The 26,176-nt window shown below is 41.7% G+C and carries 17 protein-coding genes and 1 tRNA gene; 10 read left to right on the forward strand and 8 right to left on the reverse strand.

Annotated features, from left to right (window positions below):
* Positions 1–44: 44 nt before the first annotated feature.
* Positions 45–3,182, reverse strand: coding sequence for an AsmA-like C-terminal region-containing protein (locus ABDW16_RS08305; RefSeq protein WP_343668994.1), 3,138 nt, complete (start codon positions 3,180–3,182; stop codon positions 45–47).
* 135 nt (positions 3,183–3,317) lie between these two features.
* Positions 3,318–4,619 carry a M35 family metallo-endopeptidase gene (locus tag ABDW16_RS08310; RefSeq protein ID WP_343668996.1) on the reverse strand — a complete coding sequence of 434 codons (1,302 nt, stop codon included), beginning with the start codon at positions 4,617–4,619 and terminating at the stop codon, positions 3,318–3,320.
* 330 nt (positions 4,620–4,949) lie between these two features.
* Here ABDW16_RS08310 and ABDW16_RS08315 point away from each other — a divergent pair, with 330 nt between their 5' ends.
* Complete coding sequence (locus ABDW16_RS08315) at positions 4,950–6,125, forward strand: DUF1343 domain-containing protein (RefSeq protein WP_343668998.1); 1,176 nt, start codon at positions 4,950–4,952, stop codon at positions 6,123–6,125.
* Between the two features lie 69 nt (positions 6,126–6,194).
* On the forward strand, positions 6,195–7,283 hold the full coding sequence (locus ABDW16_RS08320; RefSeq protein WP_343668999.1) for a TlpA disulfide reductase family protein: 1,089 nt from the start codon (positions 6,195–6,197) through the stop codon (positions 7,281–7,283).
* 154 nt (positions 7,284–7,437) lie between these two features.
* Here the strand turns inward: ABDW16_RS08320 and ABDW16_RS08325 are convergent, their stop codons facing one another.
* Positions 7,438–9,219: an LTA synthase family protein gene (locus ABDW16_RS08325; protein WP_343669000.1), complete on the reverse strand. Its 1,782-nt coding sequence runs from the start codon at positions 9,217–9,219 to the stop codon at positions 7,438–7,440.
* A gap of 472 nt (positions 9,220–9,691) precedes the next feature.
* On the opposite strand from ABDW16_RS08325, the gene ABDW16_RS08330 reads away from it, so the two are divergent.
* The 3 genes from ABDW16_RS08330 (at position 9,692) to ABDW16_RS08340 (ending at position 11,802) form a co-directional block, all read left to right on the forward strand.
* Positions 9,692–10,270 carry a Crp/Fnr family transcriptional regulator gene (locus tag ABDW16_RS08330; RefSeq protein WP_343669001.1) on the forward strand — a complete coding sequence of 193 codons (579 nt, stop codon included), beginning with the start codon at positions 9,692–9,694 and terminating at the stop codon, positions 10,268–10,270.
* A gap of 183 nt (positions 10,271–10,453) precedes the next feature.
* Positions 10,454–11,311, forward strand: coding sequence for an SDR family oxidoreductase (locus ABDW16_RS08335; RefSeq protein WP_343669002.1), 858 nt, complete (start codon positions 10,454–10,456; stop codon positions 11,309–11,311).
* 71 nt (positions 11,312–11,382) lie between these two features.
* The gene (locus ABDW16_RS08340) at positions 11,383–11,802 is read left to right on the forward strand and encodes a nuclear transport factor 2 family protein (protein WP_343669003.1); all 420 of its coding nucleotides are present in this window, start codon (positions 11,383–11,385) and stop codon (positions 11,800–11,802) included.
* 163 nt (positions 11,803–11,965) lie between these two features.
* Here ABDW16_RS08340 and ABDW16_RS08345 read toward each other — a convergent pair whose 3' ends face one another.
* The 3 genes from ABDW16_RS08345 to ABDW16_RS08355 all read right to left on the reverse strand — a co-directional run bounded on the left by ABDW16_RS08345 (position 11,966) and on the right by ABDW16_RS08355 (position 14,903).
* On the reverse strand, positions 11,966–12,376 hold the full coding sequence (locus tag ABDW16_RS08345; protein ID WP_343669004.1) for a hypothetical protein: 411 nt from the start codon (positions 12,374–12,376) through the stop codon (positions 11,966–11,968).
* Positions 12,373–13,545 (reverse strand): MFS transporter, encoded by a 1,173-nt coding sequence (locus ABDW16_RS08350; RefSeq protein WP_343669005.1) that lies wholly within the window; start codon positions 13,543–13,545, stop codon positions 12,373–12,375. Before ABDW16_RS08350 ends, ABDW16_RS08345 begins: the two co-directional genes overlap by 4 nt.
* A 146-nt stretch (positions 13,546–13,691) precedes the next feature.
* Positions 13,692–14,903 (reverse strand): serine hydrolase domain-containing protein, encoded by a 1,212-nt coding sequence (locus ABDW16_RS08355; protein ID WP_343669006.1) that lies wholly within the window; start codon positions 14,901–14,903, stop codon positions 13,692–13,694.
* A 173-nt stretch (positions 14,904–15,076) separates the two neighbouring features.
* On the opposite strand from ABDW16_RS08355, the gene ABDW16_RS08360 reads away from it, so the two are divergent.
* Positions 15,077–15,973 carry a LysR family transcriptional regulator gene (locus tag ABDW16_RS08360; protein ID WP_343669008.1) on the forward strand — a complete coding sequence of 299 codons (897 nt, stop codon included), beginning with the start codon at positions 15,077–15,079 and terminating at the stop codon, positions 15,971–15,973.
* Between the two features lie 97 nt (positions 15,974–16,070).
* On the opposite strand, the gene ABDW16_RS08365 is transcribed toward ABDW16_RS08360, so the two are convergent.
* The gene (locus ABDW16_RS08365) at positions 16,071–16,949 is read right to left on the reverse strand and encodes an ADP-ribosylglycohydrolase family protein (protein ID WP_343669010.1); all 879 of its coding nucleotides are present in this window, start codon (positions 16,947–16,949) and stop codon (positions 16,071–16,073) included.
* 898 nt (positions 16,950–17,847) lie between these two features.
* Here ABDW16_RS08365 and ABDW16_RS08370 point away from each other — a divergent pair.
* The 3 genes from ABDW16_RS08370 to ABDW16_RS08380 are packed head-to-tail and all read left to right on the forward strand — an operon-like array spanning position 17,848 to position 23,864.
* Positions 17,848–21,006, forward strand: a complete 3,159-nt coding sequence (locus ABDW16_RS08370) for a TonB-dependent receptor (RefSeq protein WP_343669012.1) — start codon at positions 17,848–17,850, stop codon at positions 21,004–21,006.
* 25 nt (positions 21,007–21,031) lie between these two features.
* Positions 21,032–22,843, forward strand: coding sequence for a RagB/SusD family nutrient uptake outer membrane protein (locus tag ABDW16_RS08375; RefSeq protein WP_343669013.1), 1,812 nt, complete (start codon positions 21,032–21,034; stop codon positions 22,841–22,843).
* Between the two features lie 43 nt (positions 22,844–22,886).
* A complete protein-coding gene (locus tag ABDW16_RS08380; protein WP_343669014.1) occupies positions 22,887–23,864 on the forward strand; it encodes a DUF1735 domain-containing protein in 978 nt (325 codons plus the stop codon).
* Positions 23,865–24,180: 316 nt separating this feature from the next.
* On the opposite strand, the gene ABDW16_RS08385 is transcribed toward ABDW16_RS08380, so the two are convergent.
* Positions 24,181–24,252, reverse strand: a tRNA-Glu gene (locus ABDW16_RS08385).
* 92 nt (positions 24,253–24,344) lie between these two features.
* Here ABDW16_RS08385 and ABDW16_RS08390 point away from each other — a divergent pair.
* On the forward strand, positions 24,345–26,135 hold the full coding sequence (locus ABDW16_RS08390) for a long-chain fatty acid--CoA ligase (protein WP_343669015.1): 1,791 nt from the start codon (positions 24,345–24,347) through the stop codon (positions 26,133–26,135).
* Positions 26,136–26,176: the final 41 nt, after the last annotated feature.

A 26,176-nucleotide genomic window follows, 5' to 3' on the forward strand; every position in this document is an offset into this window, starting at 1 on the left:
AGAAGGTGTCTTTATCAACAAGACACCTTCTTTTATTTTCAATATTATTCCTTCCCCTCTTCCTCATCGTCGGCATCCTCAGTTTCTTCCAGGCTATCTTTATCACTCCCCCGCTTCAGTTTTACCTTAGGATTGCTTTGCGTACCCGTTACATTAAACGGAATACCCAGTATTCCAAATGGTGGTAATCCCAACCTACCTTTCAGGTTTAGCTTCCCATCAAAACTCACCTGCCCTTCGAATCTTGGCCGGAAACCCGCCACACGCATTTTGGTCTTCTCAATTGTAATGATATTATTATTGATTTTGGATTTGATATTGATTTTTGACAAATCCGGGTCTTTAACGTCATCTTTTCCGGTAGCACTACTCACCGCATTGAACAACCGGAACCCTTTCATTTTTACTTTTTTCACAGACAGTACGCCTTCTCCTTTCAATGAAGGATAAACTGGCTGCATATTCTCATCCAACCGCCCGCTTAAAAGATAATCAAGTCCCACAATGCCACTTGCACTACCTGCGGAAGTCGCCATGTCATGAAATAATTTGATCTCATTATACGCTCGTTTTATATCAAATTCAGCAGCACTGATATGGTAATCAAATGTGGCTTTTCGCGTGTTGACACTGGTATATTTTGCATCCATCTCAACTGGTGCCCCGATAATGGTAAAGCCGGTTTTATTCAGCTGAAGGTAGTTACTGTCAATGACCAGCTGGCCATGGAAATCATTGATGTCTATACCGTTAAAATGTATGCGCGCTGCATTGGCATTCAGGGTAAGCGACAGGTTGGCGGGTACCATCACTACGCCGGAAGAAGAAGAGGTATTCGTACTTTCCTTGCCACCATATACCATCAGCTCATCTACAAGTATATAATCGCTTTTAAGATTAAAGTTACCATGCAGCACCTGGTCTTTTAACATGGCATAACCTATCACATTACTCAAATACCCGTCCAGGCGGACTGTTGATTTACCATAACGGGCATTGAACTGATCGAACCACATTTTGTCCTGGTCAAAACGGAACACACCGTTAGTAATGTAAAATGGCAGCGGAAACAGTTCGGATGTCAGGGTAATATCTTTTACAATCAGGCTCCCTTTGTTGTATAACTTATTGTAGCGCCCTGCCATCGCATCACTTTGCGTACCACGCAATGACAGGTTGGTTTTGATAAGCCCTTTCACATCATAACCTTGCTGTGCAAACACTTTGTATATTTTACCAAGATCTATATTCCCATTGGAGGTGATATTATAACGCAGGTTATCAAAGTTGTTCAGATCTGCTTTCAGCACAAATGGTTGCCCTTCAAATTCAAACGATACAGGTTTGAGGTTTACATTCAGTGATTGGAAGGTGCCTGTTGTATTGGTAATGGTCGCATCAATATTTATGTTTTGCAGGGGGCTGGGGTAATACTTCGTTTGCACCGTGCCATTGTTCATAGTCAGGCTGGCTGTTGTAACAGGAAACAGCCTTTTCACAGGTACATAGCTCCCTTTTGTAACGATGTTGATATGCAGGTCCCCTGCCATAGCAATGCTATCCAACGGGTAGAATTTTTTCACGTCTTCCAGGTGGAGGATCCCTTCCAGGCTGGCGTCTACCAGCGGACTGGCGCCATTGCTGACCTGGAAATAGCCTTTGATATAATTACTCAGCACATTTGCATTAATATTTTTGATGGCAATCATGGCATGTGCATAGTTGCTGTCGGGGCAGGATCCCTGGATATCAAAGCTGATATTGTCAACGGCTTGTTGCAGGGAAGCAAATTTAAAATACCCGTTATGGAGGGAAGACTGTAACCTGAATGTCGGTATGCTGCTAATGACGGTATCGGCCTGTTTCCGTAAACCATGATAAACAACGGATTTTGCATATCTCCCATCCGCCAGCAGGTGGGCTTGCAGCTTGCCTTTCATGAGAAATGATTCCAATCCTACGGCTTTACTCCATTTTTCCAGGTCTATATCGGTGTTTAGTTTTACATGAATTTCCGGCGTATTGATACCTTTCAGCTTCATGATGGCACTAAAATAGTCTTTGTCAATATTGAAGAAAATGGAATCGATGTTGACAATAAGGCTATCGGTATTAAGCTGTTTTAATTGTGACTGGAAGTTGAGGAAAAGGTTTTTTACAGGGGCTGGTGCTTTGGGATTGGAGATCGTTCCATTCCTGATCTGCATATTAAATGTCAGGTCAGGCATGGTGTTGGTGGCTGCAATGTATTGGCCAATAAGTGTGGCATTTACATCTGCTGCGCCTTCTACATGTGTGTGTGATAACCAGGTAGTATATTCAGGAGGCAGGGCACTGAAGATGGCGGCCAGGCTGGATTCTTTTGAATTGAGTTTAAAATTCATCTCATAGCCATTCTTCAGAAATCCGAATTTTCCATTCAATTGCACAGGAAGTTCATTGATTTTCAGGTCATTCTTTTCAAAAATCAGGTCAAGCGAGTTGGTATTGATTTTGGTAATCAGCTCTCCGTTCAGCTTTTTGTTCTGGATGTACGGCGTATTGCTATAGGCAAGATCAAATTCAGCGGCACGAATGCGGGAATACAAATCAAATTGTGCCTTACTAAGATCTCCCTTACCAAGGTAATCCACATTTTGGGCCTTGACAAAGAGTGGGAGGGACTGGTCATTATAAATGATATTACACTGTTCCAGCTGAATGCGCGCTATTTTCAGGGAGGCGCTGCCACTATCTGCTTTACTGCTGGTAGTAGCAGGTGCTGACTGATAGACATTATAGTTAGGATGCCCGGCAGAATCGACGAGTACATGAATATTTCCTTTAGTCAGGTAAATTTCATCGATCCTGATGGAACTTGAGAAAACGCTGGCAAGGTTGACGCCGAGGGCGACTTCGTCTGCAGCGATCAGTGTGTCCTGTTGGAAGGGAGCAGCGCCTTTGAGACTGAAATCGTATAATGTAAGGGTGAGGGAAGGGAAGTGATTAAAGAAGGAAAGTCTTGCCTTTGAGAAATTGAGATCACCTGTAATGCTATTATTGGTCCACGTCTTGATCTTACTCGAGATGGTGGTCGGAAAGAGGATGGGTAGGAGGAATAACAACAGCAGGAGTGATCCAATAGAAATGCCGGCAATTTTCAATATTCGTAGTCCTGTTCTTTTGATTTGGATATAGCTCATAAAAGCCCACCGGGTATTTTTTAAACCCGGTGTAAAGGTAAGTAGTTTTTCATGAGGCCGATAAGTAAGAGTTAAAGATCAATTAGTTATGATGATTAATTTGAATGTGTTTTGGTAGGTATTCAATCAAAGGAACTATGCTATTAAATCTTTTCCACTTAGATAAACGAATATCTTCCAAAATTTTAAAACCTCTGTTTTTGATTTTCCGGAGAGCTCTATGAATAATTGTCTGGGCTGAGGCTGTTGGTCAAACAGATCTCCAATGATCAGTCGATCTGTTTTGATGCCTTTTTTTACAGCAAATTGGCCCCCTGTTTCCCGGCTATAGAATGCAGCATTGCTGATAACCTCAGCCGCGGCCAGCCCCATTTCCAGGATGGCTTTAAGTAGCTGTTCCTGTTCATTGATATCATCAGTTTTAAATGGCAAATGTTTATACAGGCGGGTGGCGTTCTTTTTGATTGGGTTTTCTTTGACGCTGTTTAATTCAGCTTGTGCAAAGAGTAGCTGGTATACGGATTGATTCCACATTTGCTCGGCATATGCCATTGTTTTTATCACTTTCGGTATGATTGGGGGGATGCCTTCTTCTCCTTCTTTAAAAAAGTTTCCTCCGAAATTATGTGTTACTCCTTCGATGTTATCCTGCGCTCTGCTATCCTTTAAATCCTGGCCATTTAGTGCGGCTACGGCAAATGCAAATGAGTCCGCATTTTTTATTGCCATACCTGGAAATTCATTTATAAACTCAAAGAAACGATGTTGACCATAGGCAATATCTTCTGCTTTTACACCAGGAGTGGCATGCGCAATTTCGTGGATAATTGTCATGGCTAAGTTGAAATTGTTATAGGTAAGGGCAGTGGGCAAAAAGGTGATTAATGCAGTATCCCCAAGGCCCTCAGTATAGGCGCCGCCATCCTTATTGCCCTGGTTTAATTCCCTGTATCCGACCAGGTCTCTTTCGGTCGCCTCTGGCAATGCTGTATTAACCGGTACCGGTCTTGCCTTAATAAACTGCAGCATTTCAAGCATCGCGATCAGGCTACCTTTGACCTTTTGTAAATCATTGCCATGAAAGTATTGCTGAATACGTTCGCCATAAGCATCGATATTCTCAATGCCTGTTTTCAGATCATTTTCGGCACTATCGAAAGCTTCCTCAAGTTTGGCTGAAATTTTAGTTTGTCCGACAGCGTTCACATGTACTCTTTGTATTGTCTTTTGTTGGGTATCGGCCATATGCTGAAAAGTACCCTGCCTGGAAACCTGGGGACTGTTGTCTGCCATTTCCTGCAGTTTTCTTTGCAGGGTAGTTTCCGGACGATTATCGGCTAATTGAAAGGAAGGGGCGTTGCCTGCCGGCTTCTTTTCGGCGGTATTTGCTATGGATTGACTTTTGTTTTCCTGGGTAGTGATAATATGGGTATTCATATAGATAAGAATAGGGGTTCTTACCTAAATTTAAGTGAAAAAAAGGAATCTTATTGTTGCCTGGTATTACATGTGCCATTGTTACAACTATCGCAGCAGGTAGTATTTATAATAGCCTGAATGATGACCATTGTACCAAATATGCCAATTATCAGGAGTTGCATTTGAATAGCCATCCCTATTAAAGCTATGCCGGCAATCAGCCTGAATATTCTGAAAAAGCTCCAGTTTTTAACTATTTTGTTCATAATGTTTCTGCTTGATCTGGATGTAAAAGTCCTGCAGGAAAATGAGAATGAGTGTAACTATAGTTACAGATAATAATATGTTATGGTACAATTTGGGATTGACAGACTGCTGCTTTATGCATCTGACTGGAAAGCAAAACGAATAGGGTTCGTGACTAACAATGCGGCTATTACCGCTACGTTTGAACCTGCCAGGAAGGCTTTAATAAAAAAAGGATTTAATATAGTCAGGTTATTTTCTCCTGAACATGGACTGGATACAACTGGTCCGGATGGTCATTTGATGGGAGATGTAACCGATACGCTGACTGGTTTGCCAGTAGTGAGCTTATATGGTGAAAAGTTGGCCCCGGAAAAAAAGGACTTTGAAGACCTGGATGTAATATTGATCGATCTACCTGATATTGGTAGTCGCTTTTATACTTATTTGTGGACTTTGACCCATGTATTGGAGGCGGGGGCATTATATGGTAAGGAACTGATTGTATTGGACAGACCTAATCCCATATCAGGAAACCTCCTGCTTGCCGAAGGCCCAGTGCTTGACGAAGTGAATGCTTCCAGTTTTATTGGGAGGTGGGCAATTCCTGTTCGTCATAGCTGTACGATAGGTGAGCTGGCGCAGTATTTTAATATCGAAAGGAAGATAGGGTGTGCACTTCAGGTAATTACATGCACAGGTTGGCGGCGTAGTATGTTTCATCCTGATTGGAGTGTATCATTTATACCGGCATCTCCTGCTATTAATACTTTTGAGACGGCATTGCTTTATCCTTGTCTTTGCTTTCTGGAAGCGACAAATATTAGTGAGGGAAGAGGTACTGCTGTGCCTTTCAGGGTGGCGGGTGCTCCGTGGATAAATGCAGGAGAGCTGGCTGATTTGTTGAATGATAATATTGGAAAGGCAGTTGTGGCACGTGAGGTTGATTTTGTACCGGAAGGGGGGAGGTATGCAGGTATAAGTTGCAAAGGAGTCATGTTACATGTGACGGACAGGTATCATTTCAGCGCAGTAAAAACAGGGTTGCTATTGATTAAGCTGATCATGGATACTTATAAAGAATCATTTGAATGGGCGCCATATAAGACTTTTGTAAATGGGAAGGGTGAAAATCATTTGAGGTTGTTGTTGGGGCAGGAAGATGCGGAAGATTTTTTCCGGTTGTCTTTAGAGGATTTTAAGGAGAGGTTGGAGGGGTATGTTAGCGTGGAGAATTGGAGGGAGATGGTGGGGCCGTATTTGATGTATGAAGATTAGAATGAGTACAGCTTATAAAATAGTAATGTGATGCTAAACAAGTATTTCCTTATATTATCTGGTTTGTTAATGCCATTCGTTTCTTTTGCTCAAAAGAAATATGAGTTAACGATCAATGTAAATAATACCATAGAAAAAGAAAAATTGTCCTTTTCTATAGATGCCGACCAGAGAAATATATCAGTTCAGGGTGAAGGTAATAACCAGGTAAAAGTTACAGGGGAGCTTATAGATGAAGCAATCCCATTAACTATCACATATAATCAGGCTGCTTCTACTTTTATTCTAACAGACCATCCAGCTATTATTTCTCTGCATTACAACAATAATGCACTTGAATATGATAAACCATTGAATGCATTCCCTGTATTTGATACTGTTTATAATAACTATTTTAAGGAAATCTATCACAACAGACTCCCTGAGTTAACTGCGTATTTTGAATTCTGGAAAGGAAGAGATAACAGTGCTTATAAAAATGACTCATTATTTAATATAATTGCAAATCTTCATAAGGCACTTTCTTTAAAAGCATTACCCACAATTAGAGAATATCCCAATCAATATTATTCGTTCTGGTTCCTCTATAATCAGCTTTATCTTTGTCAATACAATATGCTGGCACGTGATACAGTGTACATGAGAACATTGTATAATATACTGCAATATGAGCTAAATCCCCGATTTGCAAAAAGTAAAAAAGGACAAAGTATTGCTGCTCAGTTAGAAGGTCTGTTAAACCCACCAGTTTTAATGCATTCTGCTCCAACTTTATCTGCCCTGGATCTAACCGGCAATGCGGTCAGTCTCAATAAAAGTAACAAATATCTACTGCTAAACTTTTGGGCGTCCTGGTGTGGTCCTTGTCTCGCTGAGATCCCTTTTTACCAGGGATTGGTAAAGGAATTCCCCAAAGATAAATTAGAAGTAATAGGCATTAATACTGATCGTAGCATAGTTGATTGTGTAAAGGCCGTTTCAGAAAAGAGTATGAATTGGCAGCAGGTTTTCGATGGAGACAAAAAGATTGTAAATGGATATGGCATAATTGTACTGCCAACTACAATTTTGATTGATGATAAAGGAATTATCATTTATAGGAAGGAGGGGGTTGATACTACAAATCTCCATGCATTACTGGTGAATAAGTTATTATGATACTTGTCGATTTCTTTAAAATATTGAAATCTAATTGCCTTTTTTTTAAAACTCGTCCATGAGGTCTGACAGTGGTAATACAGTAATGTCAAACAAAAAACGGCAACAATACTTTCGTATCGTTGCCGTCATCTTCCGTACAGGGAGAGTGGAATTATTCTTTCATACCCCCCGTCTTATATAAATAATAAGCTGTTTGATAAGTGGCAATGGCCTTTTTTATAAGCAGGCTATCAGTATGTATGGGTTGTAAATCATCGCTTTGTTTATCCCATTTAAATATACCTACCTGTTGTTGCGGACTTAAAACAGCCAGGCTATCATGTTGAAGGTATCCCAGTTTTTGATAAGTAGCTACCCATGCTCTGGATTGATATGTCGGCAGCAAAACATTCTGTCCGTACCAGATTGTTTCATATTGCCAGTGTAGTAAACCAAATAATGTGGGAAACAGGTCTATTTGAGAACACTGCTGACTGATGGTTTTTAACGAATCGTTTTTAAGATTATAAACAAGGCAGGGAATATGATATTTTGAAACATTGATCTCGTTCCTGCCCGCACTGCTGGAACAGTGATCGGCAACAAATATGATCACTGTGTTGTCGAACCAGGGCTTAGACTGTATCTTTTTTAAGAATTCACCAATGGCATAGTCTGTGTATTTGACTGCGCCCTCACGTCCAGAACCAGATGGAATATCAATTTTTCCTGATGGGTAGGTAAAGGGCCGGTGGTTGGAGGTAGTCATTACAAAATCAAAAAACGGTTGTTGGTGGCTGTATTGCGCATCTGCATGGCGTATCACTGCGTCGTACAGGTCTTCATCGCAAATACCCCAGGCATTTTTAAAATGAATAGTTTGCGCGGGAATAGTAGTACGGTTGGTAGTTAATCGTTCATTAGGCAATAGTCGTTCGCCATTATCAGTGATGTCAAATCCATTATTTCCAAAGAAGTTGTTCATATTGTCGAAGAACCCATCGCCTCCATAAAAAAAGGTGGTGGAATACCCAGCTTTTCTAAAAATTGAACCTACTGTATACAAATGGGCATTGTCTTTTCTTCTTACGATACTGTTGCCGGGAGTAGGAGGCACGCATAAAGACAGTGCTTCCATTCCCCTAACGGTACGGGTGCCGGTAGCATACATATTAGTAAATAAAAGAGCGTGATCAGCCAGCGAGTCGAGGATAGGAGTAATGTGTTGGTTGTTCCCAAAATGGTGCATGTAATCTGCGCTTAAACTTTCGATGGTCACCAATATTACATTAGGACGTATCGTTTGACCAGGGGTTGTAACGATTCTGCGTAAACTACTGCTGCCATCAACAAACCTGGTTAATGGCTCCTGCAGTTGTTTTTGAGCTATTGCAAAGGCTTCACTTTCTTTTTCTTTTGCATAAAAATCGTAATAATTCAGTTCGTTATTTTTAAATGCTGCAAAGAACGAAAAGATACCGGCTTTGGCCAGTTCGCTCTGGTAACGGTTGTTGCTGTTATCGGCCCAGGAATTGGATACAAAAAAATAGCCAGCCAGGGTGGGGGCTAATACCAGGCATGTTATTAAAAATCTCTTTTTAAATGGTGTATCAGATTGAAAACTTTGAAGGAAGATCTTCTTTTTATAAAAAATAAAAAATACCAGCGAAGTAAGCAATACCATACTGCTGATCAGCCAGGGTAAGGGGTAAGACTGATTAATGTTATTAATTACCTCGAATGTATATATCAGGTAGTCGACTGCTATGAAATTGAACCGACTTTCAAATTCGTCCCAAAAAGCCAGTTCTGCAAAAAAAGAGAACATGACAATTAGCACTACAAGATAAAAACTGGCAAAGGTGATAATGCGATTCGCAAGGGAATTGTTCCATTTTTGTGGCAACAGTAATAAGTACAGCGCATAACCGGTAGTAAAAAATAGTGCTACCATGCTGTCAAAAACAAACCCCTTTAAATAAATACTGAATAATGCTAAAAATGTAACATCTGCTTTCTGCCAGGTCAATCCTAAAAATATTGTTCTTATTAGAAAGGAAACAAGTAAAAAGAAAATGACAAAATTAATCAGTACAGAATATCGTGTCTTACGAGTGCTCATAGCGGAATAAATCCCGAAGTACATACTGAAATCTGTAAAAATTCTGAATCGGATTTTAGGGGGAGGATAAAGGTGCTAAAGGAGGGGCAAAACGGCAAGAATTGCCGTCTTTTTTCGTATAGCGAGGGGGGTAGATGTTGATAAATGGTTGATGTTTAAGTATTTAGTTTAATTTGTATGTTGTTTTATTGCAATATTTCTGGTCAAATGGCAGAACAGGCGCAGAAATTAACCTTAAAAGAAAGTACAATATTTATAGAACTGAAGGAACTTAAAATTTCTTATTTTACTTTTATAAAAAAAAGTGTACGATACTTTTCAGCAATATCTTGATAGCAAAATCGCATTGACCAATGACGAAAAAGAGTTGATACGCTCCGTTTCGATTCTGAAAAAATTGCGAAAAAAGCAATACTTGCTGCAAGAAGGTGATGTGTGGAAATACCATGCCTTCATCACCAAAGGTTGCATGCGTACGTACGCGGTAGATGAAAAAGGCATCGAACATATTATATATTTCGGTATAGAAAACTGGTGGATCGGTGACCGGGAAAGCTTGCTCAACCAGACGCCATCGCGGTTGAATATAGATGCGATCGAAGACTGCGAAGTGGTATTATTTACCGACCCAAACTTTGAAATGATTTGCTCTAAAATTTCGGTTTTCAGGGATATGATCCATGCGATTATTTCGAAGAGTTTCAATGTTAACCAAAACCGTATTTTATCTACCATTAGCAAATCCGCTGAAGAAAAATACTTAGACTTCATCCAAAAGTATGCTGACTTTACTACGCGTATTCCGCAGGCTATGATTGCCTCTTACCTGGGCATTAAACCTGAAACACTTAGCCGCATCAGAAATGGCATAGCAAGAAAATAATTATTTCCTGTTTATCGTTCGTCTTTAAAGAAGCGCTATAAAAGCTCCTGTTTGCCGTATACTTACGTTTATTCTATATTTTCCCACTTGATGTAGATCAATTTATTTCTTGCCTTACCTCATTCACCAGGCTTTATGGTTGTATCAACTTTGCGTTATCAACAATAACAAAAAATTACAATCATGTCAAAGACAATTTTTATCACAGGTACCAGTACTGGTTTTGGTAAACTTACTACTATTACATTAGCGAATGCCGGTCATACCGTAATTGCTGGGATGCGTAATGTATTTGGAAAGAATGCCGCCGCCGCGCAGGAATTATCGGCTTTGCCCAACGTAGAAGTAGTAGAAATAGACGTTACCAGCGACGAATCGGTAACCGCTGCATTCGACAAGGTGCTGGCGAAATACGGCAGCATCGATGTACTTATCAACAACGCCGCTGTTTCCGGCTTTGGTTTACTGGAAGGCTATACACTGGAACAGATCCGAAAAATATTTGAAGTGAATTTTTATGGTGTATTGCGCACTTATGACGCTGTGTTGCCTTCAATGCGATCGGCTAAAAATGGCCTGATCATCAACATCACTACCGGCGCCAGTGGGCACACTTTGCCCTTTATGATTCCTTACATGGCTTCCAAATTTGTAGTGGAAAGTATTACCGAAGGCATGCAGGATGAACTGGCTGATTATGGTATCGAAAACGTAAGTATCCAACCCGGAGTGTACCCAACAGAAATGACCAATGGCTCTAAGGCCGGCCTGAACGCAGACAAAGAAAATATCACCGCGGAGTATGGCGAAGCGGCTACACAAAGATTCAACGCCTTAGGAACTGCATTATTTGGCAAAATGGCGCAGTTCAATATGGATCCGCAAACCATTGCAGATGGTATCCTGGAACTGGTAAATATGAAAAAAGGCAGTCGCCCGCTGCGTTTTCCGCTGGATGCCATTGCACAGGGAACTGACAAAGAATTTATAAAAGCCCGTGCTGATATTAAGGCAAAATGGCTGGCTGCGTACAATGGCTAAGCAGACTTTTATATACATACTTCACGCTGTGCCCATGCAGAAGCGCTTTTAAAAATCTAAAAAATAATACAATGACAACCGCAAAAGAACTATTGGAGGCTTACCTCCAAAACATTAATAACGCTGATGAAGCAATAACCCTGTTTGCAGACGATGCGGCTATAGAACTGCCTTATCTCAACAGCCTGGGCTTGCCCTGGCGGTGGAGCGGCAAGGAAACGCTGTACAAGTTTCTGCAAAACCTCCCGAAGACATTCCCCGGCTTTCAATTTCAAAATATCCAGATACATATTGATACACCCGAACAGGTTTTTGGCGAATACGAAGTGGAATGTACCGTCGCATCTACCGGCAGACCTTATCACCAACATTACATGGGAAGACTTGTAGCAAAGGATGGGAAAATAGTACTGCTTCGGGAAGCGCTTGACTTGGCGCAGGTTGCTAAAAGCTCATTCCCCAATGGCGTTGCCGACCTGTCAAAAAAATGAGGGTTCGTGAAAATATTAAATGTGTCATTATTGCTGCCGGAGATTGGTATGTACTCAACTATAACCAAAGTATTCTACGACAGGGAATATTAAAGCCTTAATGTCAACTACGCTCACTAATAAAGAAGCCTAAACAGTCATATTTAGGCTTCATCCTGTTTTCTTAAATACCTGGATTTATTTTTCTGTACACCGTACAAAAAATCAAAGCTATTGCAACAAATGCAGCTCCTGCCAAAGGGGTATAGTCAAGGCCCATACTTGAACTGACAACAATCCCGCCTGTCCATGCTCCAAGTGCAATACCTATGTTAAATCCCGATATGTTTAAAGCGGATGCAAAGTCTGTAGCCTCCGGCAGCACAAAAGATTGAAGGAATGAACATGCTAATTCAATCCTTGTAAAATTCTGTACCATCAACAGAGAAAAAGTAGCGCCATTTACAAGTTGTCTTATCCTTAATTCCCTTGCTTTCTTTGAAAAGAGTCGCTCCCTGATGGAGCAATACCTGCAAGGTGACCTTATGCTGGACAGGGACAGTTTTACAGACAGTAGCCATCTCAACAAAATCATAAAAAAACATTTTGGGAAGGATATGCGGGAAATTTCTTTTCACAAAAAGCTCTTAATAAAATCATTGCAAAGGCCAACAATCCAAACCCGACCGTAATCCAGGGCGTGTAACCGATACCTTTGTTAACGATGATCCAACCTCCAACCGTAGTTCCAAGGGTAACTCCGAGATTACCAAATGAAGTTGCTAAACTGTTTGCAAACTCCATTGCTTCCGGCGCAGACGATATCATATAGGTTGAAGCATTCAGGAAACTGGGAGAATAGAGAAATCCCCACATGCCAATAACGATAATTGTAATAGATGTATTTGTCCCGGAAAAGTATAGCAAAACAGGAATTAATATGGTGCCAGATAGAAAGAGAGCGGTTGTCTTGGTCACGCTTTTGTTCAGCATTTTGCCAGCTACCCAATTGGCTAATACTCCTACCACGCCAAAAATAAACAGCATGTAACTTACCATTGTTTCATTCATTCCTTTAGCCTTGCTCAGATATTCGGCAAAATAGCTGTAAGTAGAAAACCAGGCAGCTATCATAAAAAAATTCATTAAAGTACTTACAATGAATGTAGATTTACTCAATATCTTCAATTGGCTGCCATAGGATTTTTTTTCCTTTACAGGAATTGGAGGAAGCGCGAGATATATTGCGAATAAAGCGATGGCGCTTACGATAGCCTGCACTACAAATGAATATTCCCATGTAGATATACTGGCTATCCATGTGGCCAGAGGAACAGTTGTTACCATAGCAATGGCCACCCCACTGAATACAATGCTCATGAGTTCGTTCCTGTTTTCCTTAGTACTACCTTCAATTGCTACCGACAAAGCAGTAGCAATATAAACAGGCTGTAAGAATGCAGGTAGAATACGCACTAACATCAACAGCCAAAACGGTGGTGACAGTGCGGAAACCATCCCTGTAATAAGAAAAATCACTATTGCGGTCAGCATCACCTTTTTTCTATCAAAGCCTGAGACAAGTAATGCCATAAACGGGCCTGTTATTGCAATGACCAATGCGAAAGCACCCAATAGCCAACCTGCTTTATCAATTCCTATTTTATAATGGATAGCTAATTGTGGCAGAATACCGATAATGCCAAATTCTGTAGTAATAACGGCCAAAAATCCTAATGCCCCTATGTATGCGTATCTCTTCATATCTTATCAATTATTGCTTCAAGGTGTAACCTGTATTTTCAGATGGAAGATCACGAGCTGACCCGACGAACAATTATGGCCAGTGACTGCTCTGTTAAACGACCCTTGCGCATGCGGGAATCGCTGCATTTATAATAGTTTTTTCATCAGTCGTCTATCGTAGAATAGATCACATTCTTAAGCAAGTGTCCTATATCTTCAGAATAGGCATCGTACTGCTGCGTGTAGACAAGTCCTATCAGATGCTGCTCCGGATCAACCCAATAGTGAGTATTGAAAATACCACCCCAATAGAATGACCCCACAGAAGGAGCTTGCAGGTACTTGTTTTTGTCGGTAACCAGGGCAACCCCAAGTCCGAATTGTAACCCAGGAGGTCTTTTAATATCATCCGGGAGTTGGTTGGTCAACATCAGTGCTAAAGTTTTTGAACCAATAATTCTTTTGTTGCCTGCATATCCTTTGTTGAGGAAGAGGCTCAAAAATTTTGCATAATCCGCCGTGGTGGAAACCAACCCTGCGCCTCCTGACAGGTAAATATTATCAGCTAGTGGGTAAGCCGGATCATTGCCCTCATAGATCGGGACACTCACCTCGCTAAATTTTCCATTGTTATTCTTTACAGACAGTCCAACCAATCGGTTAGATTTTGACATAGGGAGATGGAAATAAGTGTCCGTCATTCCCAATGGATCAAAAATCCTTGTCTGAAGAAATTTATCCAATGACATACCGCTCCAGATCTCTATAAGGTAACCCAGCACATCATCATTCAAACCGTAAGTAAATGATTCTGCCGGTTGATGAAATAATGGTTGTTTTGCGAGCAACAATATTTTATCCTTTAAAATACCCTTGCTGCCGATGCCTGTTCCAATACCTGCTTTTGCATACACAGCATTGATTGTGGGGTTACCTGAGAATACAGGATAAGCTATACCTGAAGTGTGGCGAAATAGGTCTCTTATGGTAATATCTTTTACTGCGGGCACAGTTGTATAACTGCTATCGACTGTATTGAACTTATCAATTACCTGCATATGCCCGAATTCAGGGATATATTTCGACACAGGGTCATCTAACAGAAATTTCCCCTCTTCCCAAAGCATCAGCGCCGCGAGGCTTGTGATTGCTTTTGTCTGAGATGCAATGCGAAATATATGGTCAGTACGTAAAGATATTTCCTTATACCTGTCTGAATAGCCAAAGGCCTTATTATAAACCGGCTTGCCATCCCTGATTAGTAAGATAGTGATACCGGCAACCTGGTTATCGTTAGTTAATTTTTTAGCCAACTGATCCACCCGGGAGATAAGCAGCTCATTGGTTTGTGCCTGTAATTTAGGCGTATAAAACATGCCTGACTGCAGTAGGATAATGCAACATAGGGCGTAAAAGCGTTTTAATGATGATAGATTCATAATCGTATAGACTGTTTAATGTTATTGCTCTGCAAAGCTCGATATCATATAGGTATAAAGAAAATAAGGTGATTTATAGAAGTCCATAAATTTATTTATAACTTTACGATATGGTGAATTTGGAATGGTACAGGACATTTAAAGCGGTATATCAAACCGGCTCGCTTACTGCTGCTTCAAAAGCGTTATTTATTTCACAGCCAAATGTTAGCCAGCATTTATCGGCACTGGAAGCGCATGTTGGGAAGCAGCTGTTCGAGCGAAAACCAAGGTTAGTGGCGACTGATTATGGAAAATTATTCTATACACAGGTAGTAGCAGCGCTGGAAAAGTTAGAGGAAGTAGAAGCAGATTTTAAGGCGATTTGTTGTCTATCACAGTTACCTATCATACGCGTGGGTGCTGTAAAAGAATTCTTTCACGCCGTCTCTTCGGAAAAGGTTGCAAGAATTCCTGCAAGCTTGATGATTTCTTTTGGATTGACAGGTGAACTGACAGCCAGGCTTTCAAGAGGCGAAATTGACTTTGTGATTGCTACACAGAAAACCGAAAAGAAAAATATGATTTATGAGCCTATTGTAAAAGAAGAATTTGCCATTGTTGGAAGTCCTGATTTGGAGACAACCGCTTTTAATAAATTTGTTAAGTCCAAAGATTGGCAGCAAGCGGAAGATTGGCTGCTCAAACAAATATGGTTTGCCTATAGTAGCGACTTGGCGATCATACGCCGTTTCTGGTTAAAAAATTTTAAGAAACGTCCTGCAATTAAGCCCCGCTTTACAATTCCAGATATGCAGGTAATTTTGAAGGCGATCAGTGCGGGTGGGGGCTTAACTATAACTGCTGATTATCTGGCAAAAGAATTATTGCTGGAGAAAAAATTGAAATTAGTCTGGAAGGGGCATACGATATCAGACAATATCTTATATCTGGTGTATGATAAAACTAAAGTTACCACTGAAAAAATTAAACTGGCTCGTATGCTACTGACATCTGCTAATCTGTAGCGTAGTCGTAGGTGTAGTAGTTCCTGTTAAATACGTTGAATGTGTGCCATCAAATTGTCATCCTTAAGTTCTTCATTTTTCCGGACCTTCATAGGAATTAATAAAGCTTTTTCCGCGGAAATATTGTTTCTACCTGCATATCAATCTTACGAAGATAATCAGCTCCATATGTACCATTCTCCAATCCTTTCTTCAATGCCTCCGGCATATTATCCTCTAGGTCAGTACACCGGGAGGCAATAATTGCTGCTATTGCACACACTGTATCTGTATCCGAATTCTCTATTTGGTTTACCACATTCAAAAATACATCTGCTATCGTTTTTGCATTCTTCAATGGAGAGAGTGCCTGTGTCACTATCATCATCGCATTTCCGGGATCATTTTCAATACCATTTTGTTCCCATCCTTCGCCTAACTGCGCAGTTAAAAAAGCTTCCAATTGTTGGCGGGTACCTCCGTGATGCAAAAAATGTACAGACAGGGCAACTGCCAATGCAGATGTAGTCCCTGCGGGGTTATTATGTGTAATACGGCCCTGTAGCAGTGTCAGTCGTTTCACTTCTTCAATATCTTCGATCACTCCAAAAACACCTGCGCGCATTGCTGCACCACTAGTAGTTCTGCTGGAAGGTGCAAGCTGGCTCACAAATTCTGCCGGAGTTTTGCACTCTGCTAATAGTTTTTGCATGTGTCTTGAATATCCTACTCGAGGATCACGTTTGAATGTATGCAGCCAGGCGTTTACAAATTCCTCTGCTGTAATATCAAAAGATTGCTTTGCGAGTAGCAGTTCCATATTTGCCAGTGACATCTGTGTATCATCTGTATAATCGCCCTTTTTATAAGCTGTCAGTTTAGGGTGATCCGCATGTACGAGGTCAGATAGGTCGGCATTAGTAGGGTGGGGCAGGTATTCATATTTCATGCCATAGCTGTCGCCCAGTGCCATGGTATAGAGAAAGGATGCATGCATATAATCTGAGGTATATTTCCCGCTTACATGGGAAGTGGTTATTACCCTTCAAAAGTAAAATATTTCCAGGTATCTTTAATGCAAATTTTCTTTCTTGGTCATAAAAAACTGTGTTAAAGGGTTTGTATTTATTTACCTACAATATACACCCGTATGCAGTTGATTTAGCCCTGTTTTATTACCGGATTTTTGTATTTAACAAGCATTCACAATTTGTTTGATTTTCATTAACTATTACTATCGGATATTAACTTTATTTTAGTTCTTGGATGTAAATACTGGGTCAACATGAACCAGAATTTACATCTTGGATATGTGTATCGCTTCATACACATAAGCATATTATTGATCCTCACATTGCCATTTACCTATATATAGATTGTATTCCGTCGAGACAAAGTCGTTTGTTGTCGGAGTATGTTCATAATCACTGTAGCTTAACAGGATTAGTATGCTGTTATCCAGCATTTACCTATTGTAACCGGATAGGATTCCGGTCGTTATTTATCAACCATTAGCGGCATGGCAGCTGGTATAAATGCTATGTCTGACAGCTCCTTTTAAAGAGCCCGTAATTCATGAAATAATTTATATCAACCAAAAAATGAAATTCAATCGAAAAATCCGCTGATTAAAACCTTCCCGGAGGAACAGGGCAGGTAATTCTTAATATCTTCTGACAGCATGAAAGACGCTCTCCAGGGGTATCAGGGAGTGCTATGTTCATAGAAAATGCTGATATGCAAGAAGAGTATCCTGAACTATTTGAAAGGAACAAACAATACAACATAATGGTTATGAGGAAATACAACAGGGAGATATTATCCATACAGGCTGTAACCATTTAATGTAATACTATGCCATAGCATAACATCACATACAATAAAAGCCACCTTAAATGAAAAGCAATCTACTTGAAAAAATCAGGTATGGTATTCCTTGTGCCTATACCACTCTTGTCTGTGCCATATGTTTCGGCAACGAGGCACAGGCGGCCTATAAGAGTAGCAGGGCCCCCGCGGCCAGGCACTATGCCAGTTATTCTTTTTTTTCAGATGTGAAAGTTACAGGTACTGTAACAGACAAACTGGGCAAGCCATTACCCGGGGTTACGATCCGGGTGACAGGAACCAATCACGGTACTGTGACAGATGTAAATGGACATTTTGAGATTCTGATGGATGAGAAAGGACAAGTGGAAGTTTCCTTCATTGGATATAGGAAACAGGTGATCCCCCTGAATAACTCCATTGTACTGACAATTGTAATGGAGGCTGAAGAGGGGAACATGAACGAAGTGGTGGTAGTAGGTTATGGACAACAGAAGAAGATCAGCCTTGTTGGTGCCCAATCCAGTGTAAACCTGGAAGATATTAAGCAGCCGGTAGCGAACCTTAGTGCTTCTCTTGCTGGTAGGATCGCCGGTCTTGTAGGCGTACAGAGATCGGGATTGCCCGGCAGCAATTCTGCCGACGTCTGGATCCGTGGTATTTCTACATTTGGAGACAATGATAATTCTCCGCTAATAATTGTAGATGGAGTACAGGGACGTGATTTGAACGCATTTGATCCTGAGGATATCGCATCCTTTTCCATCTTGAAAGACGCCTCTGCTACAGCCGTATATGGTGCCCAGGGTGCGAATGGTGTTATCCTGATCACTACCAAAAAGGGAACTGTTGGGAAACCCAACCTGATGTTCAACTATACCCAGGGTTTTAACTCATTTACCAAAACGCCTAAACTGGCCAGTGCAGAACAATATATGCGTTTGAGGAATGAAGCAGAAGAAGCATCAGGTAAAACTGCGGAATATTCAGATGCATATATAGACAGTACACTGGCAGGTAATCAGCCCTATGTATATCCAAATGTAGACTGGATGAATGCTTTGTTCAAAGAAAGTGCATTGACAAGGCGTTTTAATTTCAGTTCAAGAGGTGGAAATGAAAATACACAATTTTACTCAGCGTTATCTTATTATGAAGAGGCAAGTCTTCTGAGAATAGACAATCTCCAGGCATACAATGCGGATACGAGGTTTAAGCGGTACAATTTCACTTCCAATGTAGATATGAAGTGGACGAAAACTACCAAGTTCTCATTAGGCATACAGGGATATATTACAAATTACAACCAACCCGGAAACTATAATGCAGAAGATGCTTTCGCCGCTGTGATGAAAACTAACCCTGTTCTGTATCCAAAAATGTATCCAGACAGTAAGATCCCCGCAGTGAATTCTTCCTGGGATGCCCAGCCGAACCCTTATGCAATGGTAACCCAGACAGGTTATAGAAATACTTTTGCCAGCCAACTGTATTCGAATGCTGCCATTAACCAGGATCTTGGTTCCCTGGTGAAAGGGTTATCCGCACATACCATGTTCTCTTTTGATACATGGAATAGCCATCTTATTTCCAGGACAAGAACTCCTACCACCTACCAACTGGATAAGTCAGATCCCTATAATGATGATGGCAGCTTAAACCTTACAGTGCTCGCAAACGGGACCAATGCATTGTCCTATAGCAGGACCAATGCAGGCAACCGTCAGTTATATACCGAAACAGGAATCAATTATGACAACCAATTTGGGTTTCACAATATAACAGCAATGCTGTTATATATGCAGAACAGCTATACTGACGCTTATGCTGATGACCTGACTTCCTCCCTTCCTTACCGGAAACAAGGTTTGTCAGGTAGGGCAACTTATTCTTTCAGGGATAGATATTTTGGAGAGTTTGATTTCGGTTATACCGGATCTGAAAACCTTTCAAGCAACAGGAGATTTGGATTTTTCCCATCAATAGGTGTAGGTTGGGTGCTGTCAAATGAAGCGTTTTTTAAACCATTCGAAAATGCATTTCAGTTTTTCAAATTACGCTATTCCTATGGTTTGGTGGGCTCAGGAAGCGGAGGACGCAGGTTTGGCTATTTGACGCTCGTAACGGACAACGCCACCGGGTATACCTATGGTAAAAGCAGCAGTACTACCTCATATAGCGGGGTTGCCATTTCAGATTATGGAGTAGACCTGAGATGGGCAGTATCCCATAAGCAGGATCTTGGGCTTGAGTTCAAAACATTAAACTCCCTGTTATCTGTTACACTGGATTATTTCCATGAACACAGGACCCAGGTGTATTTACAAAGAGCCAGTCTGCCTACTTATTTAGGTTTACAGAATGAGCCTTACGGTAACCTGGGCGTTATCAATAACCAGGGATTTGACGGTACAATAGAATTAGCGCCATTCAGTATTGGAAAAACATCCTGGACATTCAGAGGCACATTCTCCTACAATAAGGATAAGATCATTGAAAATGACCAGCCCGAACAGCCGTATCCTTATATGGAGCAACGGGGCCGTAATTTAAATGCAGACTATGGCTATGTGGCGGAAGGCCTATTCCAGAGCCAGGCTGATATAGATAATCATGCTGATCAGTCAGCATTAGGTAGCCAGAGAGTGGGAGATATTAAATATAAAGACATGAACGGAGATGGAGTGGTAAACACCAATGACGTTACAAAGATAGGTAATGGAGACGTAGGTAACTGGGTATATGGCTTTGGCTTTAATATAAAGTATAAGGATTTTTATTTCGGAGCATTCTTCCAGGGTGTGGCTGGTGCAGACAGGCAGTTAAGCGGCGATGGTATCATCCCCTTTAATAATAGTACCGGAGCAGAAAGAAGTAACCTATTTGCCATTTCCGAAAGCCGGTGGACAGAAGATAACCACGCAGAAAAACCGTTTTACCCAAGACTGGCTTATGGCAACACCGATAACAAAAATAATTCTCAGGCAAGCACCTGGTGGGAAAAAGATATTGATTTCATTCGCCTGAAAACGCTGGACTTTGGTTACTACCTTCCAAAAGAGATAATCAAAGCAGTGAAGATGAAGAATGCAAGGATATATGTACAGGGTGTGAACCTGTTTTATCTAAGCAAGTTTAAGCTATGGGATCCTGAGCTAAATACTACAAACGGGACCGCTTATCCAAATACAAGAACTATTTCTTTTGGCGTACAGGCAAATTTCTAAACGTATCTACATTAAATTTTTTCAGATGAAGGTTAGAAAATATATTATATACCTTTTAATTATCACGGCTTTTTCATCTACTGGATGTAAGAAGTACCTGGACCAGGTCCCGGATGATGTGCTTACCGAAGATGACATTTTTCAATCCAAAACATATACCAAGGAATATCTGGCACAGATATATGCCAATATACCCGATGAGCTGGCGCAGCGCTATAATACAACCAATTATTCTGGCCCATGGACAGCTGGCTCTGATGAGGCGATGTATAACTGGGATTTCAATTACGGTAATGAATTAAATAAAAGTACCTGGACCAGCGCCGACGATGATGTAGCCACCTATTGGACAAACTGGTATAAGTCAATACGGAATGCTACCGATTTTATAAGTAAAATCGATGGTGCTAATTCAACAGAGATCACTGATACACAGAAAAAGCACTGGAAGGGCGAAGCCAGGGCACTGCGTGCTATGTATTATTACTGGCTGGTCAGGATGTATGGTCCTGTACCTGTACTGAGCGGGGTGATATCCGTGGATGCGGCACTGGAGGATATCCTGTATGCCAGAACACCGTTTGACTCCTGTATCAGTTATATAGTGAACCAGCTGGATTCTGCCTACACAGATCTTCCTGTTACACCAGATGATAACGAATATGGCCGGATAACACAGGGTATTGCCAAGGCTTATAAAGTAGAGGCACTCATGTTAGCCGCCAGCCCGCTGTTTAATGGGAATACGGATATGGCTTCCCTTAAGAATGCAGATGGTACACAGCTGGTTAATCAATCGTATGATGCCAACAAGTGGAAACTTGCGGCAGATGCAGCAAAATCGTTTATCGATGAATTTGTTCCCGGTACCTATTCTCTGTACACCGTATCAGATAATGATCCTTTCCAGGCAGCCTATCTTGCCTGCCGGAATGTGATGACTGAAGACTGGAACAAGGAATGGATTTTTGCAAGGTCCAATTCCCTTAACTACACACAGTATGACAGGACCCCCAAACATGTGGGATATACGTCGTCCGTGCAGGGAGGAGGAGCGCTTGGCGCCACTCAGACAATGGTAGATGCCTATTTCATGGCGAATGGGTTACCTATTACCAATGCGAGCTCCGGATATGTATCTACAGGCTTTTCCAGCTTCGAGGCCCCATTTGATGTAGCAGCAAGAAGCACATTCAACCCCTGGACAAACAGGGAGCCCCGCTTTTACGTGGGCATCACCTATAATAACAGCTATTGGCTCAACCAGAGCAGCAGTGATGATGAAGTAATAACAGAGCTAAATTACTCCGGTAATTCTGGACGTAGTCAGAGTACTTCCGACGTATCCCCGACAGGATATATTCTAAGGAAAAATGTAGCAACGAATGGCAACGCACGTGGCGCACTGATGTTACGCCTTGGCCAGATCTACCTGGATTATGCGGAGGCATTGAATGAGTATGATGCGACCAATGCAGATATTCTTACCTATCTGAACCTGATCAGGTCCAGAGCTGGTATTCCACAGTATGGAAGCGGAACAGATCCCATTGCGGTACCTTCCGGACAATCCAATTTACGCACGGCTATCAGAATGGAACGCAGGGTAGAGCTGGCATTCGAAAATGTACGCTATTTTGACTGCCACAGGTGGAAGACTGCCATGACAACAGATAATGAGTCGGTATATGGTATGAATATGTATGTGGATGGTGCTGATTTTTATGCGAAGACGTTGATAGAAACGCGCACATTTAAGCAGAGAGATTACCTGTGGCCAATACCATACGATGAGATCCTGAAGGACAACAAATTAGTCCAAAATCCGGGATGGTAATTTTTTTGTTATGTTTTCCATCACCAGCTGTAAACACAAATAAATGAAAAATATTAATTTAAAGGCTTCTTCAAAAGTGAGGCCTGCCATTTCACTATTGTCCTTATTTCTTTTAAGTTTGGGCTTATCTGGCTGTTTTAAGGATGATGATTATTCTTTATCAACAGAAGGGAATATTTATATGCCCCAGGCTTATGAAAACAGGGCATTAGTGACTATGTACGACGTTGATTCCGCCCAGGCGATTAATTTTGGTGCTGCTTATGGCGGTGTTAAATATCCGTCTTCAGATATTGAGGCGACATTTGAAATAGATACTACTCTGATAGCTACATATAATACCAGTAATAGCACCACCTATATAGCTTTACCTGCTGATGCCTATACTATATCCGGTCTTTCCGCTACAATAAAAGCGGGCAAAACAAGTTCCGACGCTTTGTCCATTTCTGTTTCGCCCAAGAAGCTGACAGCTGGAACAGCTTATATGTTGCCAATCAGGTTAACAAATGTTTCATCCGGATATCTTGACTCTTCTCTGAATATCGCCTATTTCAGGATTGATTCTCTCGTGCAGCGGGCCAGGGATATTACCGGCAAGGGCACTCTTACAGTAAGTAATGATAATAGTAGCGGTGCTTCAGCTTCCGAGGGGTCGCTGAAAGTAGTAGATGATGATACTTCAACGAAGTTTTATACAGGCTCTTACAGCACAAGCTCCAACTTCTGGTTGCAGTTGCAATTCCCGGATGCACAGGAGGTGAACCAATACACCTTAACATCCGGCAATGATTCTCCTACGCGTGATCCCAAAACCTGGGAACTTCTGGGCTCTAATGATGGTGCTGCCTGGGATGTGGTAGATGAGCAAAATAATTTTGCCTTTTCTGATAGAACTGAGACTGTCACTTTTAAAGTAGCCAGTCCAGGCAGCTATTCCTATTACAGGATCCACATCACAGCTAATAATGGGGCTACATCCTTCCAGTTATCAGAATGGAGGGTGATACAATTTTATTAAGAAGTATCATTACACCTGAAAGTGGAAGATGACGGACATATGGAAGTATACCGAAGCTACCTGCGGGAACCTGCTGTGGTGCTGACCCCGATGCTTTTGGTACAAAGAGCGGGCAGGGTAACGATTGGGTAGCTCAGTATGAACCGGCGAAAACAGATCTCCCCGGCATTACTTATCATTTCACTATATGGAACGATTTGGGTGGACGAATGTTCGTGGTGGAGAATTTTTGCAAATTGAAAATGAATTTATAAAAGCTGCTGTTGATCGACTATTTAAATAAAAAAGGTTGCTCATTGAGCAACCTTTTCTTTCGTACCGCGTACGGGAGTCGAACCCGTCATTCCTCCGTGAAAGGGAGGCGTCTTAGCCGATTGACCAACGCGGCGGTTCGCGATTGGGATTGCAAAGGTAATCAATTATTGAATATTTCAAAATTTATTTCAGAAAAGTCGGGTGTATTTTCGCATTTTCACGTTTATGATACATTCACGCAAGGATCGGCTGTTCGATGCCGTAGATTATCAACTCGAAAAATTCCCTAAAGAAGACATGCTTGCGGCTAAGGTGAACGGCACCTGGACCCGCTACAGTACTGCTTTGGTAAGAGAAATCGCTGATAAATTCAGTGCGGGATTACTGCAACTGGGCGTAAGTGGTAATGACGGTTCTCCTGCCGGAGCCGACAAAATCGCCATTATCAGCTCGAACCGACCAGAATGGATCTTTACCGATCTGGCCGTTCAGCAAACGGGGGCGATATTGGTACCACTCTATCCTACCACCAGCCTCCTGGAACTGGAATTTATTCTCAATGACGCCGAAGTAAAATATATTTTCATCGGCAACCTGGAACTGTATGATAAGATCAACAGTATTAGACCCCAGTTGCCGCACCTGAAAGAGATCTATACTTTTGACGAAATTCCCGGTGTGTCGCATTGGTCGGCAGTCACTAACCTGGCTACGCCTGAACTGCTGCAGCAAGTGCAGGATGTGAAAGCAGGCATATCGCCCCAGCAGTTGGCCACTATCATCTATACGTCGGGTACCACGGGTACACCAAAAGGAGTGATGCTGAGCCATCACAATATTGTGACTGATGCCTTTATGGGAAAAGTCTCGTTTCCGTTCAATGACGATCCTACTAAAAAAGCACTGAGCTTCCTTCCGCTAAACCATATTTTCGAGAAATGCGTTACCTATATCTATTTCTATAGTGGTACCAGCATTTACTATGCTGAAAGCCTGGATACCATTGCTGACAACCTGCGGGAAATTAAACCGGATGGATTTACCACCGTACCTCGCCTCCTGGAAAAGGTATATGATAAGATTCTCGCCACCGGCAATAAACTGACCGGTATCAAAAAGACTTTATTCTTCTGGGCTGTGGGCCTGGCTACCCGCTACGACAATGTAAAAAGTGGCGGTGCCTGGTACAACCTGCAACTCGCACTGGCCGATAAACTCATTTTTAGCAAATGGAGAGCTGCCCTGGGCGGCAGGGTGGATTTCATCGTAACAGGTGGTGCTGCCTGCCAGGAAAAGCTGTTACGCATTTTCTGGGCAGCTAAAATACCCGTGTATGAAGGTTATGGACCTACCGAAAATAGTCCCGTGATCAGCGTAAATACCCGGAAAGAGGTGAGATTTGGCACCGTAGGCCCCGTTTTACAAGGCCTGAGTGTGAAACTGGCTGAAGATGGGGAAATTTGTGTAAAAGGCGATTCTGTAATGGTGGGTTATTACAAAAGACCAGACCTGACTGCTGAAGTGGTAAAAGACGGCTGGTTACTAACCGGGGATATTGGCATCTTCCAGGAAGGTAAATACCTGAAGATCACCGATCGTAAAAAGGAACTGTTCAAGACAAGCGGCGGGAAATATGTGGCCCCCCAGCCGATAGAAAATAAATGCAAAGAGAATCCCTTCATCGAGCAGATAATGGTAATCGGGGCAGACAGAAAATTTGTAAGCGCCCTGATTGTACCGGCCTTCCCGTACTTAAGACAATGGATGCAGCAGCAGGGAATCAATTATACTACCAATGAAGCAGCCATCGCTGAACCGAAGGTGTTAGAAAAATACCATGAGGTGATAGAAGGATACAACTCCCAATTCAACCACGTGGAGCAGGTGAGAAAAGTGGCACTGTTGCCTGATGAGTGGAGTGTGGAAGGTGGAGAGATGACCCCTAAAATGAGTCTGAAAAGAAAGGTGGTGCTGGAAAAGTACAAAAAGATAATCGAAGAGATCTATAACGTATAAAATAAAAATGGGCCGGCTGTCTGAAGGCCGGCCCTGGTTTT

Source organism: Chitinophaga sp., assembly GCF_039596135.1.
In the GTDB taxonomy this organism is placed as follows: domain Bacteria; phylum Bacteroidota; class Bacteroidia; order Chitinophagales; family Chitinophagaceae; genus Chitinophaga.

What these genes read in the sequence shown, in the direction of transcription:
- ABDW16_RS08325 (WP_343669000.1), bottom strand. Translation starts at nt 9,219, where the DNA reads ATGGTAGCACTATTTTTTACTACCGGTTATGCGCTGTACTTATTACTG.
- ABDW16_RS08340 (WP_343669003.1), top strand. Translation starts at nt 11,383, where the DNA reads ATGACAACCGCAAAAGAACTATTGGAGGCTTACCTCCAAAACATTAAT.
- ABDW16_RS08310 (WP_343668996.1), bottom strand. Translation starts at nt 4,619, where the DNA reads ATGAATACCCATATTATCACTACCCAGGAAAACAAAAGTCAATCCATA.
- ABDW16_RS08350 (WP_343669005.1), bottom strand. Translation starts at nt 13,545, where the DNA reads ATGAAGAGATACGCATACATAGGGGCATTAGGATTTTTGGCCGTTATT.
- ABDW16_RS08375 (WP_343669013.1), top strand. Translation starts at nt 21,032, where the DNA reads ATGAAGGTTAGAAAATATATTATATACCTTTTAATTATCACGGCTTTT.
- ABDW16_RS08365 (WP_343669010.1), bottom strand. Translation starts at nt 16,949, where the DNA reads ATGCATGCATCCTTTCTCTATACCATGGCACTGGGCGACAGCTATGGC.
- ABDW16_RS08360 (WP_343669008.1), top strand. Translation starts at nt 15,077, where the DNA reads ATGGTGAATTTGGAATGGTACAGGACATTTAAAGCGGTATATCAAACC.
- ABDW16_RS08305 (WP_343668994.1), bottom strand. Translation starts at nt 3,182, where the DNA reads ATGAGCTATATCCAAATCAAAAGAACAGGACTACGAATATTGAAAATT.
- ABDW16_RS08335 (WP_343669002.1), top strand. Translation starts at nt 10,454, where the DNA reads ATGTCAAAGACAATTTTTATCACAGGTACCAGTACTGGTTTTGGTAAA.
- ABDW16_RS08315 (WP_343668998.1), top strand. Translation starts at nt 4,950, where the DNA reads ATGGTACAATTTGGGATTGACAGACTGCTGCTTTATGCATCTGACTGG.
- ABDW16_RS08390 (WP_343669015.1), top strand. Translation starts at nt 24,345, where the DNA reads ATGATACATTCACGCAAGGATCGGCTGTTCGATGCCGTAGATTATCAA.
- ABDW16_RS08345 (WP_343669004.1), bottom strand. Translation starts at nt 12,376, where the DNA reads ATGATTTTGTTGAGATGGCTACTGTCTGTAAAACTGTCCCTGTCCAGC.
- ABDW16_RS08370 (WP_343669012.1), top strand. Translation starts at nt 17,848, where the DNA reads ATGAAAAGCAATCTACTTGAAAAAATCAGGTATGGTATTCCTTGTGCC.
- ABDW16_RS08355 (WP_343669006.1), bottom strand. Translation starts at nt 14,903, where the DNA reads ATGTTTTATACGCCTAAATTACAGGCACAAACCAATGAGCTGCTTATC.
- ABDW16_RS08380 (WP_343669014.1), top strand. Translation starts at nt 22,887, where the DNA reads ATGAAAAATATTAATTTAAAGGCTTCTTCAAAAGTGAGGCCTGCCATT.
- ABDW16_RS08320 (WP_343668999.1), top strand. Translation starts at nt 6,195, where the DNA reads ATGCCATTCGTTTCTTTTGCTCAAAAGAAATATGAGTTAACGATCAAT.